This window comes from Nocardia sp. NPDC004860 (genome assembly GCF_040609015.1).
In the GTDB taxonomy this organism is placed as follows: domain Bacteria; phylum Actinomycetota; class Actinomycetes; order Mycobacteriales; family Mycobacteriaceae; genus Nocardia.
Map to the genome: position 1 here is coordinate 1 of NZ_JBEXJI010000010.1, position 13,211 is coordinate 13,211.

The 13,211-nt window shown below is 70.1% G+C and carries 12 protein-coding genes; 3 read left to right on the forward strand and 9 right to left on the reverse strand.

Annotation, left to right across the window (positions count from 1 at the left end; translation table 11 throughout):
* Positions 1 to 119 precede the first annotated feature (119 nt).
* Positions 120 to 383, reverse strand: a complete 264-nt coding sequence (locus ABZV44_RS19725; protein WP_354837990.1) for a GlsB/YeaQ/YmgE family stress response membrane protein — start codon at positions 381 to 383, stop codon at positions 120 to 122.
* Positions 384 to 638: 255 nt separating this feature from the next.
* On the opposite strand from ABZV44_RS19725, the gene ABZV44_RS19730 reads away from it, so the two are divergent.
* On the forward strand, positions 639 to 4,139 hold the full coding sequence (locus tag ABZV44_RS19730; RefSeq protein WP_354837992.1) for a ferritin-like domain-containing protein: 3,501 nt from the start codon (positions 639 to 641) through the stop codon (positions 4,137 to 4,139).
* Between the two features lie 70 nt (positions 4,140 to 4,209).
* Here ABZV44_RS19730 and ABZV44_RS19735 read toward each other — a convergent pair whose 3' ends face one another.
* The 8 genes from ABZV44_RS19735 to ABZV44_RS19770 all read right to left on the reverse strand — a co-directional run bounded on the left by ABZV44_RS19735 (position 4,210) and on the right by ABZV44_RS19770 (position 11,158).
* Positions 4,210 to 5,397, reverse strand: coding sequence for a cytochrome P450 (locus ABZV44_RS19735; RefSeq protein WP_354837994.1), 1,188 nt, complete (start codon positions 5,395 to 5,397; stop codon positions 4,210 to 4,212).
* Between the two features lie 35 nt (positions 5,398 to 5,432).
* Entirely contained in the window at positions 5,433 to 6,695 is a 1,263-nt protein-coding gene (locus ABZV44_RS19740) for a cytochrome P450 (protein WP_354837996.1), read from the reverse strand.
* Positions 6,692 to 7,261 (reverse strand): ATP/GTP-binding protein, encoded by a 570-nt coding sequence (locus tag ABZV44_RS19745; protein ID WP_354838494.1) that lies wholly within the window; start codon positions 7,259 to 7,261, stop codon positions 6,692 to 6,694. The genes ABZV44_RS19740 and ABZV44_RS19745 overlap by 4 nt, the downstream gene beginning before the upstream one ends.
* A gap of 52 nt (positions 7,262 to 7,313) precedes the next feature.
* Positions 7,314 to 7,667 carry a DUF742 domain-containing protein gene (locus ABZV44_RS19750; RefSeq protein ID WP_354837998.1) on the reverse strand — a complete coding sequence of 118 codons (354 nt, stop codon included), beginning with the start codon at positions 7,665 to 7,667 and terminating at the stop codon, positions 7,314 to 7,316.
* Positions 7,664 to 8,077: a roadblock/LC7 domain-containing protein gene (locus ABZV44_RS19755; protein WP_354838000.1), complete on the reverse strand. Its 414-nt coding sequence runs from the start codon at positions 8,075 to 8,077 to the stop codon at positions 7,664 to 7,666. The genes ABZV44_RS19750 and ABZV44_RS19755 overlap by 4 nt, the downstream gene beginning before the upstream one ends.
* The gene (locus ABZV44_RS19760; protein ID WP_354838002.1) at positions 8,074 to 9,405 is read right to left on the reverse strand and encodes an ATP-binding protein; all 1,332 of its coding nucleotides are present in this window, start codon (positions 9,403 to 9,405) and stop codon (positions 8,074 to 8,076) included. Before ABZV44_RS19760 ends, ABZV44_RS19755 begins: the two co-directional genes overlap by 4 nt.
* Before the next feature lie 306 nt (positions 9,406 to 9,711).
* A complete protein-coding gene (locus ABZV44_RS19765) occupies positions 9,712 to 10,344 on the reverse strand; it encodes a TMEM175 family protein (RefSeq protein WP_354838004.1) in 633 nt (210 codons plus the stop codon).
* A gap of 7 nt (positions 10,345 to 10,351) precedes the next feature.
* On the reverse strand, positions 10,352 to 11,158 hold the full coding sequence (locus ABZV44_RS19770; RefSeq protein ID WP_354838006.1) for a hypothetical protein: 807 nt from the start codon (positions 11,156 to 11,158) through the stop codon (positions 10,352 to 10,354).
* A gap of 170 nt (positions 11,159 to 11,328) precedes the next feature.
* Here ABZV44_RS19770 and ABZV44_RS19775 point away from each other — a divergent pair, with 170 nt between their 5' ends.
* Both ABZV44_RS19775 and ABZV44_RS19780 read left to right on the forward strand, forming a co-directional pair.
* Positions 11,329 to 12,318: a zinc-binding dehydrogenase gene (locus tag ABZV44_RS19775; protein WP_354838008.1), complete on the forward strand. Its 990-nt coding sequence runs from the start codon at positions 11,329 to 11,331 to the stop codon at positions 12,316 to 12,318.
* Between the two features lie 80 nt (positions 12,319 to 12,398).
* Positions 12,399 to 13,130 carry a hypothetical protein gene (locus tag ABZV44_RS19780; protein WP_354838010.1) on the forward strand — a complete coding sequence of 244 codons (732 nt, stop codon included), beginning with the start codon at positions 12,399 to 12,401 and terminating at the stop codon, positions 13,128 to 13,130.
* Positions 13,131 to 13,211 lie beyond the last annotated feature (81 nt).

Here is a 13,211-nt window from a genome sequence, read left to right on the forward strand (position 1 = left end):
GGGGGGGGGGGGGCCTGTTTGGCGCGCCCCCCCAACCCCGCCAACCACGGGCGCCCCCGGGGGGGGGGGCCCCCCACCCCCCCCCCCCGCCCCTCGGTCGTATTCGGTTGTGCGGCAGGTCAGACGCGGGCTCTGATCCACTTGTAGACGACCAGCACCACGATGGCGCCGATGATGGCGCCGAGGAAGGTGTGCTGGACCGGCGGATGGACGCTGAACTTGTGCGGGGCGAAGACCAGACTGCCCAGGGTGCCGCCGACGTAACCGCCGATGATGCCGAGAACGACGGTCCAGATAATGCCGAAATCCTCCTTGCCCGGAACCAGAAGGCGGGCGATCGCGCCCGCGATGAGGCCGATGATGATCATCGTGATGATGCCCATGGCATGCTCCTTGCCTCGAGGTGGCGCATTCGAAGGTAGCAGGGCCGACGCCCGAAATGAGCGTGTCGCAAGACACCGGCGTGCGCGTTTCGTCCCGTGGGCGGCGGCCGGACCGGCGTTCTCGGGCAGCGAAACCCTCGTCGACGCTGGGTTTTCCGGGCCATGATGGAGGCCGACGACGTCATGACGGCAGTGGCTCCCGCACAACGGCAGCGTGGCCGCGCGGCGAGTACGCCGATTCCGAAAGGCATGCGCATGAGTGCGAATGCGCCCGAAACTCCCTCTCTCACCGGTCGGGGCGCTCTGGCCCGGACCATCGCCGCCCGCGGCGGACTGGCGGCCCCGGAGGCGCCGTTCGTCATCGAACACCGCGAAGCGCTCATCTACATGCTCTGCCAGGCCGCCGAACTCGAACACGGCATCATGTGCCAATACCTGTTCGCGGCCTTCTCGCTCGAGACCTCCGCCGCGGAGGGCCTGAGCGCCGCCGAGGTCGAGAAGGTCACGCGCTGGCGGGAACTGGTGTCGCACGTGGCCACCCAGGAGATGCTGCACCTGTCGCTGGTGCACAACCTGCTCTCCGCCATCGGCGCGGCGCCCCACATGACCCGGCCCAACCTGCCGCTGCCCGCCGCCCACTATCCGGCCGGGGTGCAGCTGGCGCTGCTGCCGTTCGGGGAGCAGGCGCTGCGGCACTTCATGTTCCTGGAACGCCCGGAGGGCATGGCCCTCGACGACGCCGGGGGCATCGCCGTGGCCGGGCGCGTCGCGGCGCACATGGAGCAGGGCGAGATCGTGCCGCGACTGCAGGATTTCGCGACCGTCGGCCACCTGTACCGCTCCATCGAACTCGGCATCGAGCATCTGGCCGAGAAGTACGGCGAGCGCTGGCTGTTCGTCGGACCCCACCGCGCCCAGGCCACCGAAAAGCATTTCCGCTGGCCCGAATTGGTGGCGGTGACCGATGTGGCCTCGGCCAAGCGGGCCATCGACACCATCCTCGAACAGGGCGAGGGCGCGCGCGGCGACTGGCGCGACGCCCACTTCGGCCAGTTCGTCAAGATCCTCGACGAGTACGAGCAGTGCCTGCGCGAGAACCCCGACTTCGACCCGGTGCGGCCGGTGCTGGCCGCCAATGTCCGTGCGCCCGAACGCGATATCCCCGTTCCGCTGATCAGTGACCCGGGCACCGCGCGCGTCACCGACCTGTTCAATGTCGGCTACGAGATCCTGCTGCAGATCTTCGAGCGGTTCTTCGCCCACACCGAGGAGACCGATGCTCAGCTGCAAACCCTCGCCGACGCCACGGTCTCGCTCATGTTCGGCGTCATCCGCCCGCTCGGCGAGCTCATCACCACCCTGCCCGCCGGCCCGGACCACCCCGGCCGCACCGTCGGCCCCAGCTTCGAATTGTTCTACGAGACCGACTATTTGATGCCCCATCGGGAGGCGGCGTGGACGCTGCTGACCGAACGCCTGGGCGAGGCGGCCGCCCTGGCCGAGGCCATTCGCGCCGATATGCCCGGGGCGGTGGGGGACGGGCTGGTCCCGGTGGCCAGGGCGTTCGGGGATATCCGGGACACGCTCGCCGCGCACTTCCCGAGTTGGAACGCCCACGCGCGGCCCGAGATCTTGGGCATCGATCCCGCCGTGCAGGCCGCGGCACGGCAGCGCGCCGACGAATTCGCCGGTCGGGTGGCCGGAATCGGGGGCAGTGGGGAACTCGCCGAGTTGTTCCACGCGGTGTACGCCGTGACCCGGAAGCCCGCTCCGGCGTTGGTACTGCCGCGATTGGCCGACAGCGTGCTGCGTCCCTTGTCGGAGGCGCTGATTCGCCACGGCCTCGACCCCAGCACGACCGGTCTCGACGGCGCGGCAGAGCCAGTATCGGGCGATGCGGTGGGGACCGTATTGGGCGATGCGGTGACGACGGTGTCGAGCGATGCGGTGGGGACGGTGTCGAGCGATGCGGTGGGGACGGTGTCGAGCGATGCGGTCACGACGGAGTCGAGCGATGCGGTCACGACGGAGTCGAGCGATGCGGTGGAAGCGGTGTCGAGCGATGCGGTGGCGACGGTGTCGAGCGATGGGGCGGAAGCGGTTTCGAGCGGCGTGGTGGGGACGGTGTCGAGCGATGGGATGGACAGGTCATCGCGCGACGCGGTGCAAACGGCACCCGGAAGCGTGACTCATGTCGGCGCAAGCGTGATTTATATCGGCGCGGCTGCGGGTAAAAGGGCTGAGCCCGAGCCTGATTCAGGAGTACCCGAGCGGCTGCGCGCGCTGGCTCTCTCGGCGACCCGGTTGCGGGCCGGGGCCGACCTGCCCGAGCTCCTCGAGGCCACGGCTGCGCTCCAGGATCTCGCCTGCGCCGTCGCCGCGGTCGGCGAACGACCCAGGTTGCGTGCGGAATTCGCGCAACTGCAGTCCGGGTTGCCCCGCTCGATCCGTACGGCGAAGAATGGCCCCTACCTGGCCACGAACGCGACTCTGGTCGATCACCTCGGTCTGCCCATCGAGCTCGGCCCGACGGCCGCGTTGTGCCGGTGCGGTGCGTCCGCGCTCAAACCGCTGTGCGACGGCAGCCACACGCGTATCGGCTTCAATGACGCGAAAGATCCGGCGCGGGCGGCGGACCGGCGTGACACTTATGCCGGGGGTCAGGTCACCGTTTTCGACAACCGCGGCATCTGTCAGCACTCCGGACTCTGCACCGACCGCCTCGCCACGGTATTCCATACCGGCGCTGAGCCTTTCGTCGCGCCGAATGGCGGCCGCATGGATGAGATCGTGCGTGCCGTGCGCGCCTGTCCGTCGGGCGCGCTCGGCATGGCCTTCGACGGTGTCGAGGCGCGCGAGGTCACCGATTGGCACGGCACCCGCGAGCCGGTCATCGAGGTGACCAAGGACGGGCCCTACCGGATTCGCGGCGGGATCCCACTGACCGGCCCCGAAGGCGGCGACATCGACCGTGCCACAGGCGCTTCCGCCGAGCACTACGCGCTGTGCCGGTGTGGCCGGTCGCGCAACAAGCCCTTCTGCAGCGGCATGCACTGGTATGTCGGCTTCCAGGATCCGGTGCCCGTGCCGGGCACGGAGCCGACGCTGTTCGAATGGGCGGGCGGCTATCCGGCACTACGGCGGATGACCGCGCTGCTCTACGAACAGCTGATCCCGGACGATACTGTCCTGGCAGCGGCTTTCAACGATCCTGACGCCGATTACGTACGCCTGGAGGCGGATTGGCTGGCGATCGCGTTCGGTGCGCCCCGGGAGCCGGACGAACCGCGGTCCAGGCCCGACCTAGCCGAGGAACAGCAGGAGCGCTGGGTTCAGCTGATGCTGCGCGCCGCACGCGAGTCCGGACTCCCGGACGATCCCGAATTCCGTTCCGCCTTTGCCGCTTTCGTGGCATGGGCGGTCACCGCCGAAGGCCGTGCGCCCGACTGGGATTGGGGCCCGACAGGACCGCCGTCCTATGGGGCGCCGAAGTTGTCCGCCGAATCATCCGACCCTGCCCTGCCCGGACCCGAGGAGGCCGTCGGCTTCGCCGCCCACATCAAACCCCTTTTCCGGGACAAGGATCAGCGCTCCATGAGCTTCGTCTTCGACCTGTGGTCCCTCGACGACGTCACCAAGCACGCCGCCGAGATCCTCGACCGCCTGGCCGCCGGCACCATGCCCTGCGACGGCGCCTGGTCGACGGAGAAGGTGGACGTCTTCAGGAGGTGGACCGAGTCCGGCACGCGCCCGTGACCCGCCCGGGCCGCGATCACCGAGTCGTGATCGTGCGGCCCGGACAGCCGTTCGCGCGCCGAATCCCGGCTCAGCCCACGTGGATCGGCATGGCGGCGATGTCGTTCTGGGTCATGACCGGAAGATTGACGATCTCCTCGACCGGGGTGGCCAGCCGCAGCTCCGGGAAGCGGTCGAACAGGGCGGGCAGCGCGATGCCCGCTTCGAGGCGGGCCAGCGCCGCGCCCGGGCAGATGTGCGGGCCGTATCCGAAGGAGATATTGCGGTGCGCGCTCGGCCGGGTGATGTCGAAATCGTCGGCATCCTCGCCGAAGACCGCGGTGTCGCGGCCGATGGCACGGTAGGACATGACCACGCCCTCACCCTGCTCGATCACGGTGTCGCCGACGGTGATGTCCTCGGTGGCGAAGCGCATGAGCAGATGGGTGACCGGGCCGTCCCAGCGCAGCGTCTCCTCGATGACCTGCTTCCACTCCACCTCCGCCGAGCGCACCCGGGCCAGCTGTTCGGGCCGGGTCAGCAAGGCGCGCACCGCATTCAGAATCAGGCTCACGGTGGTCTCGTGCCCGGCGGCGACCAGTGCCTTCAGGTTGCCGACCACCTCCTCCTCGGTGAGCGGCTCGCCGCCCTCGTCGGCCAGGATGAGCGCGCTGGTGAGATCATCGCCGGGCTGGGCGGTCTTGCGGCGGACCATCTCGGTGAAGTAGACGTCCATGTCCTCGATGACCCGCAGGCGCTCGTCCTGCGGGGTGACCATGGAGAAGAACTTCTTGTACCAGTCGAGCAGCATCGGGTGGTCCGCGCGCGGCACCCCCATGAGCTCGGAGATCACCCGCATGGGCAGTGGGTAGGCGACGACCTGCTTGAGATCCACCGCCGCGCCGTCGCGGCCCGCCTCGTCCAGATCGTCGAGCAGCTCCTTGGTGAGCCGTTCGATGGTGGGGCGCAAGGCTTCCAGGCGGCGCGGGGTCAGCGCCTGAGTGGTCTTGATGCGCAGGCGACGGTGCTCCGGGCCGTCCACGGTGAACATGGAGCGGCCGGCGTCGATCATGCCGATCAGGGGCCACTGCCGGGTGATGACGCCGTCCCGCCACAGCTTCCAGGCATTGATGTCCTTGACCAGCCTGGTGTCGGTGAGCAGCCGGCGGGCAATGATGTGGTCGGTGATCGTCCAGGCGGGGGCGCCGAGCAGATCGATCCGGGTGATCGCCCCGGCGGCGCGCAGGCGGGTGGTCTCGCCGGCGAGATCACCCACCATCGGATCTATCGAAATCGCATGCGGGCAGGGGGAACTCACTGAAAACCTCCGAGAGCGCGAACAGGAGTGAAAACAACAGGAAGGGAAGTCATTCCGCGCAGGAACGGCGACGGCCGCCGCACCAGGTTCTGCGCGGGCACCGCCAGATCGATGTCCGGCAGCCGGTCCAGCAGCACCTCGATGCCGGTGCGCGCCACCACCTCCGCGATCTGCTGCGCCGGGAACGGGCAGCGGTACTCGCCGTGGCTGAACGCGAAGTGCGCGTTGTTGCCGGTATGGGTGGCGGCCTCGCCGACCGCCTGCCGCACGTGCGGATCGGTGTTCGCGGCGGCCAGCCCGAGCAACAGCAGATCGCCCGCGCGAATCGTCCGGTCCGCCAGGCGCGTATCGCGCGCGGCCCAGCGCCCGGCCAGGATCGAGGTGGGGGAGTCCTCCCAGAGCACCTCGTTCATCGCCTGGTCCACACTGCGCCGCCCGCCGCCCAGCGCGGCCGCGAAGCGGTCGTCGGTGAGCATCAGGCGCACCGAATTGACCAGCCAGTCCGCCGTCGGCAGGTGTCCCGCGGCCGTCACGGCCATCAGGTCGTTGACGTACTCCTCGTCGGTGAACGGCGCCGGGAAGGCCAGCATGCGCGAGACCAGATCATCGCCGGGCGCGGTCTTCTTCACCGCCAGCAGATGCTGGATGTACTGCATGAACTGCAGGTGCGCCGCCTGGGCGTCCGCGCCGCCGTCGGCCATCACCTTCATGGCCCGCGCCAGCCCGGGGCCCTCGGCGTCGGGAATGCCCAGCAGCCAGGCCAGGACGAGCACGGGCAGTGGTTCGGCGAACTCGCCCACCAGATCGGCCTGGCCGCGACCGCAGAAGGAGTCGATCAGCCGATCGGCCAAACCCTCACAGACCCGGCGCAATTCGAACGGATCCACCGATTCCAGCGCGGGCTCGACCATGGCCAGGTGCCGCCGATGCTCCGCGCCCGCCGTGAAATAGATCGACGGCATGGGCGAGCCGACCATGGGCAGCAGCGGCCAGTCCGGCGGGATGTTCGGCCACTGATTCCACAGGCTGACATCGCGGGGGAACAGTTCGGGAGAGCTGGTGACCTGGTGCATCTCCCGATACCCCAGCACCAGCCAGGCCGGAATCCCGCCGGGCAGCTCGACCGCGGCCACCGGCCCGTGGTCGCGGCGCATCTCCCGGTACAGCGAATGCGGGTCGGTGTGGAAGCGGGGGCCGCTCAACGGCACCACGCCGGGCTCGTGGGGCACGGGGCAGGAACCCGGCGCGGGCGATGTCATGCGGGATTCCTCCACAGCGCGGTCTCCGGGTGAGAGAGGTATTCGACCAGGGCGATCAGGACGTTCTTGCAGGAGTCGCGGTCGCGGGCGTCGCAGTCGAGCAGCGGGATGTGCGGGTCCAGATCCAGCGCCTCGCGCACCGCGGGCAGGGCCGGGCCGGGTCCGAAGTTGTTGCACGCCACGATGAACGGGGTGCGCTGGTGCTCGAGCCGGTCGATGGCGTACCAGGAGTCGGCGATCCGCCGCTGATCCACCAGCACGATGGCGCCCAGCGCGCCCGCGAACAGGCGGTCCCACAGGAACCAGAAGCGTTCCTGGCCGGGCGCGCCGAACAGGTACAGCACGTGCTCGGTGTCGATGGTGATCCGGCCGAAGTCGAAAGCCACCGTGGTGGTGGTCTTTCCGGGCACGCCCGCGAGATCGTCGACGCCCTGGCCGGCCTGGGTCATGGTGGCCTCGGTGTCCAGCGGGCGGATCTCGCTGATCGAGCGGACCATGGTGGTCTTGCCGACGCCGAAGCCGCCCACGATCACGATCTTCAGACCCTGCCGGGCATCGGCGTGCAGCGGGGCGTCGGCGCGGGCCGGACGCGGGTCCTGGGTGCCGGCGCACCGGATGTCAGAGCTTACGGAGTCCAACGAGCACCTTTTCCAGCATGTCGGTATCGGGCAGCGAATTCCATTGCCGCGCGGCATGATCCGGATGACGCACCGTGATCTTGCCGGCGTCCAGCAGGTCCGACAGCAGGACGACGGTGATGCCGACCGGCAGCCGCAGCTCGGCCGCGATCTCCACCACCGCCGTCGGCGCGCGGCACATGTCGAGGATGGCGGCATGCTCGGACTGCATGCCGCGCACCGGATCGCATTCGCTGACCACCAGGGTCACCAGATCGAACGCGTCCGAATCCGGTTGGCTGCGACCGCCGGTCAGCGTGTACAGCCGATCCGGATCCTCGTCTGGCCTGGTCACGACACGCTCGCCCCCGGCACCCGCGGGGCGGCGGCCAGATGCTCGCCGAGCTGCTCGACCAGCTCCCGCATCGTGTGGCCGACCAGCCCGGCATCGGCGTCCTCCGCGGCCACCACCGCGATGTGCGCCCCCACCCCGGCCTCGACGATGAACAGGATCCCCCCGTAGAACTCGGTCATCGACTGGCGCACCCCGCCCCGCCCGTCCCCGAACTCCACCGAGGCCCCGTGCGAAAGGCTCTGGATCCCAGCGGCGATCGCCGCCAGCTGATCCGCGCTGTCGTTCCCCAGCCCGGCCGTATGACAGATCTTCAACCCGTCGCCGGACAGCAGTAGCGCATGCCGCGCCCGCGGCGTACGCGCCAGCAACTGCTCCAGCAGCCAACCCAGATGTGTGGCGGACGGTGTCATCGATCGGTCTCCGATGGGGTCGCAGGGGCGGGGAACGAGTTCGTGGTGAAGGCGCGTTGGAAGGCGGCCATGGCCGAGGGCGCGGACGGCGCGCGTGGCGCCTCGGGTTGTGCCGGGCCGGACAGGCCGTCCGGGTGGACGGCGGCCAGCGTGCTGCCGCGACGGCGCTTCGGCAGGCCGCTGGAAGTCGCTGTGCGCTGGTCGATTTCGGGCTGGGCCGGAAGAAGGTCCTGGGCGGTGGAGACGAAGGCGGGTTTCGGCGGCGGTGCCGTTGCGGGCGCGGCGGGGACATCCCTCGCCGGAGTGCCGGGGTGCGGGCGGGTGGTGACCGGGGTGAGGCGCCCGAAGGTGCCGGATTGGCGTTCCAGGCGGGTGGTGAGTTCGCGGGGGATGACGACGACCACGGCGGTGCCGCCGATGGCGGAGGGGCGGTAGCTGACGGTGAGGTCGTGTTTGCGGGCCAGGTGACCGACCACGGCCAGGCCGAGGCGGGTGCCGGAGAGGGCGGAGAGGTCGGAGCCGGCGCGGGGGCCGGAGACGGCGGATTCGGCTCGCCGGAGGGCGGATTCGCTCATGACGAGGCCGGAGTCCTCGATGGTGATGACCACACCGGCGGGGACCTCGGCGGCGTAGACGTGGACCTCGGTGGTGGGCGGGGAGAAGTTGCAGGCGTTGTCGAGCAGCTCGGCCAGGGCGTGCATGACGCCCTCGGCGGCATGGCCCGCGACGGCGATCTCGGTGATCGCGCGCAGGCGCACGCGCTGATAGCCCGCGACCCGGCCCATGGCCCCGCGCAGGATCGATTCCATGGCAATGGGTTTGGCCCACCGGCGGCCCGATCGCGCACCGCTGAGTACCGCGATGCTGTCGGCCAGCCGGCCCGCCTGCGCGGTGCGGTGGTCCAGTTCCAGCAGGTCGGCCAGCACCTTCGGGTCGGCGTGCCGGTGCTCCATCTCGCGCAGCTCCGCCAACATGCTGGTGCTCATGGCCTGCATGCGCCCCGCCGCGCCGGCGAACGCGGCCATGGCGGCGGCGCGGCGACTCTCGCTCTCCTTGGCCGCGCGGGTCTCGGCCGCGGCCTGTTCGCGGATGCCGTGAATCCTGGTCTCGGACTCGGCTATTCGCGCCTGAGCGGCGGAAACAGTCGCGGCCACATGCGCATCGGCCTGCGCGGTGTAGGCCAGCGCCTCCTGCCGCACCGCCTGCACCCGGCCCCGGTAATAGGCGGCGGCCGTGAGGGCGGCGGTCAGCAACAGCGCCGCCACGCTCGCGCCGATGGCCAGCGGCAGCCGGAAATCGATGGGGGAGTAGAAGACCGCGACCGCCACCGCGACCGTACTGAGCGCGAGGGATCCCGCCAGTATGGACAGGGCGGTCGCTGTCGCAGGACGGGTTGCCGCCCCCCGCCCGGCGGATTCACTGATTCCGACACGCTCCGCACTTCCGAACCGACGTCCACCAGGGCGAATACCCCGGTGCCCCCAACCGCAACCCGCATCCGGGATCCGTGCCAAATGCCCGGACCGGCAAGCGGATTCGGATCTGCCGGACGCAGCATAAGCGCACCGGGCGGGCCGCGCTACCCGAGCGCGAACCCGCCGGCGATCACGAGTCCCGGTGGGCGGGACGGTGGTTCAGATGCGGGTGAAGACCTGCGGGCGCGTACTCAGGTACCCGTAGCCCAGCACCGCCACCAGGTACAGCAGCAACGCCGCCGCGGGCAGCACCAGCCCGATCGCCGCGATCAGGTCGAAGCCCACGAAGCCGATCACCGCCTGCCGGCCCTCCCGCCGCGCGTAGTCGGCATCGTAGCCCGGCTCGAACAGATCCGGGTTGCGGCGCAGGGCAACCCACATCACGAACCAGGCCGCCGCCTGCACCGCACCCACCACGCCGTAGAAGGCGGTCGCCACCTTGGCGTTCCAGCCCCCGTCCTCCAGATGATGGGCCAGCACGGTCGTCGGAAACGGCAGGAACGCCACCGCGAGGAGCAACAGCAGATTGCCGCAGTGCAGCAGCCCGTCCATCCGCCGGACCCGGCCGAAGAAGCGGTGATGGCACAGCCAGATCACACCGATGGTGAGAAACGATCCGGCATAGGCGAGGTAGCTGGGCCACAGCCCGGTCAGCTCATGCCAGAGCGAGCCGTCATCGGTCTCCGGAAGGCGAATCTCGAGCACGAGCAGGGTGATCGCGATGGCCATGACGCCGTCGCTGAAGGCTTCCACGCGGGTGGTGTCGGAAAGCCGCGATTCGGGGTACTGCATGCGGTCATTATCGAGTGCGCGTGCCGGGTTCGATGTCCTCGAGTTCCTGTTCGCGTATGCGCGTACCGGCGACGAGCGAGCCCAGCGCGAACCCGAAGATCGGAACGGCGACGATCGGTGACCACGAATTCACCTGCGGCCCCGCCGGTCGCAGCAGCGTCACCACCCGGATCGCCGCCAGCGTGGCCCCGCTCAGCCCGCCGAACATGAACAGCGACAACGGCAGCCGGAACCGTGCCGGAACGATGCGATAACTCGGCGCCGCCGCGATCACCACCGCGCCGTTCACCGCGAGGCCCGACAGCGCCAGGATCCACTGGTGGGTCTCGATGGTCATATACGACGGATGCAGCGGGTCATAGGTGAGCAGCAGCCCCGCCTCCATCGTCACGAGCCCCAGATAGAACGCCCGCTTCAACAGCGGCTTTCCCCACACGCCGCCGACCGTCACCCCGATCAGCGCGCCCGCGCCGACCAGCGCCAGATCGGCGATCAAACCCGGAAGGCCCTCGAAATGCCCGCTCGGCAGCGCCAATTCGCCGGCCGAACCATTGATGGCCGGGGTGCGCAGCAGCGCCCACACTGCCAGCAACACCATGGCGATGGTGAACGGCCGCGAGTCGCGAGCCCGCCGGCGCCGCAGCCGGGCCCCCGCCGCGGCGAGCGACAGCAGCGCGGCCAGCAGGGGCACGGCGATATTCACCGGAACGGCCTCAGGCAGTTGCCATGTGGTGCGCTGCGGGATGGCGTTGCCCGATCCGGCGCGCTGCGCCTCGGCCTCGGTGATGATCCCGCCACCGCTCGATTCTCGCACGCGTTCTCCCCGGCTCCGGGATATGACGCAGCCCCGGTTTCGGTATGCCCATGAATCACCCACGGTTCGCCCAGAGCGGAATCGCGCCCCGCACACTTGACCTCAACATAAGTAGAGGTTCGATGCTGGAGTCATCGACACCCCGTCGAAAGCGAAAGGGAGGCAACGAGATGCGTGTAGTGCAGGCCGAGGAGTTCGGTGGACCCGAGGTGCTGACCGTGCGGCAGGTCGCGGATCCGGTGGCCGGCCCGGGCGAAGTGGTGGTGCGGGTCGCCGCCGCCGACGTCATGTTCCTGGACACGACATTGCGCAGCGGTTCGGCGCGCGACTACTTCCCCGTCGAGACCCCGTTCGTGCCGGGCGGCGCGGTCACGGGCACGGTCGAATCGGTCGGGCCCGACGTGGACCCCGCGTGGGTCGGCAAACGGGTCGCCACCCCGACGGCGGCCAGCGGCATCGGCGGCGGACTGCCCGTCGGCGGTTATGCCGAACTGGCCCTGGCCAAGGCCGGCACCCTGGCCGTCATCCCCGACGAGCTGAGCTTCGAGCAGGCCGCCGCCCTCGTGCACGACGGACGCACCGTGCTCGCGGTCGCCGACCGGGCCGCGATCCAACCGGCCCAGTGGGTGCTGATCACCGCCGCCGCGGGCGGTCTGGGCACCCTGCTCATCCAGCTGGCCCGCGCGGCCGGCGCGCAGGTCATCGCCGCCGCACGCGGGGAGGCGAAACTCGCTCTGGCGCAACGGCTCGGCGCACACGAGGTGGTCGACTACTCGAAACCCGGCTGGGCCGAGCAGGTCCGGGAACGGACCGGCGGCGTGCAGGTGGTCCTCGACGGCGCGGGCGGCGATATCGGCCGCGCGGCCCTGGCCGCCACCGCTCCCGGCGGCCTGCTCATCGCCTACGGCAACGCCGCCGGTGGCTTCGCTGCGGTCGACGCGGAATCCGCTGCCGCCCAGGGCATTACCATCGTCTCGCTGTTCGAGATCGCGACCCCCGAGACCGACTGGCTCACCCTCCACGACCGCGCCCAGGCCGAGGTCGCCGCCGGTCGCCTCGAGGTCGTCATCGGCCAGACCTTCTCCCTCGATCAGGCCGCCGCCGCGCACACCGCTATCGGGTCCCGCGCCGCCGTCGGCCGGACCATCCTCACGGTCTGAGAGTCATCGGCGTGTCGTGAACCTCCGCCCGGCCTCGGAGAGCAAGGTGGCATCGGGCGGAACACGATGCGGAGGTGGTGATGGGTACGAGAGCCGGTGCGATCGCGGCCGTGGTGGCGGGGGTCTGGATGGCCGTGGCGGGCGCCGCGTGCGCACAACCGGGCTTCGACCCGGACATCCTGCAGCCCGTTCACATCCCGCCGCGCACCGCGCTCTCGGTGCGCACGCTGGTGCCGGGCGCGGGCTGGGGCACCGACAACGAGACCCAGGAGCGCGCGGCCCTGTCCATCGCCAAGCTGTTCCTGGCGGATTTCGCCCTGCGGCACGGCGACGGCTCGGCCGAGGATCGCGAACTGGGCGAGCGCATGGTCTGCAAGTCCGACGACGCGGCCGCCGACCGGATCGCAGCGAAATATCCGTACGCCATCGACGCGGTCGCCCAGGAGTACGGCCTGCGCGCCACCCACGGCGGCGGCGGGTGGGAACTGTCGACCACCAGCGTCGCCGACGTGGCCGATTTCCTGGCCGCGAAAATCCGCGACGAACCGGACAGCCTGATCCTGGCCTGGATGGAACAGCCCAGCGAGCGGGCGGCCGACGGCACCCGCCAGGACTGGGGCACCGCGCGACTGCCACAGGTGTACGGAACCAAGTGGGGCTGGTCCGATGTCGGCGCTCCGGAAGTGGCATCGGTGTCCTTCGGCCCCGGATTCACCGTCGCCGCCCACACCTACGGCACCGCCGAGCAGCAGACCGAGGATGTGCTCGGCGCCTGGTCGGCGCTGACGAACCCGGTGACTCCCAGACACTGACAATCCGCGTGGTGCCGGCGGTGTCACCGTCCGCCGGATGCCGCGGTACATGTTCCGTCCACCGGCACACCGCGCAATCGT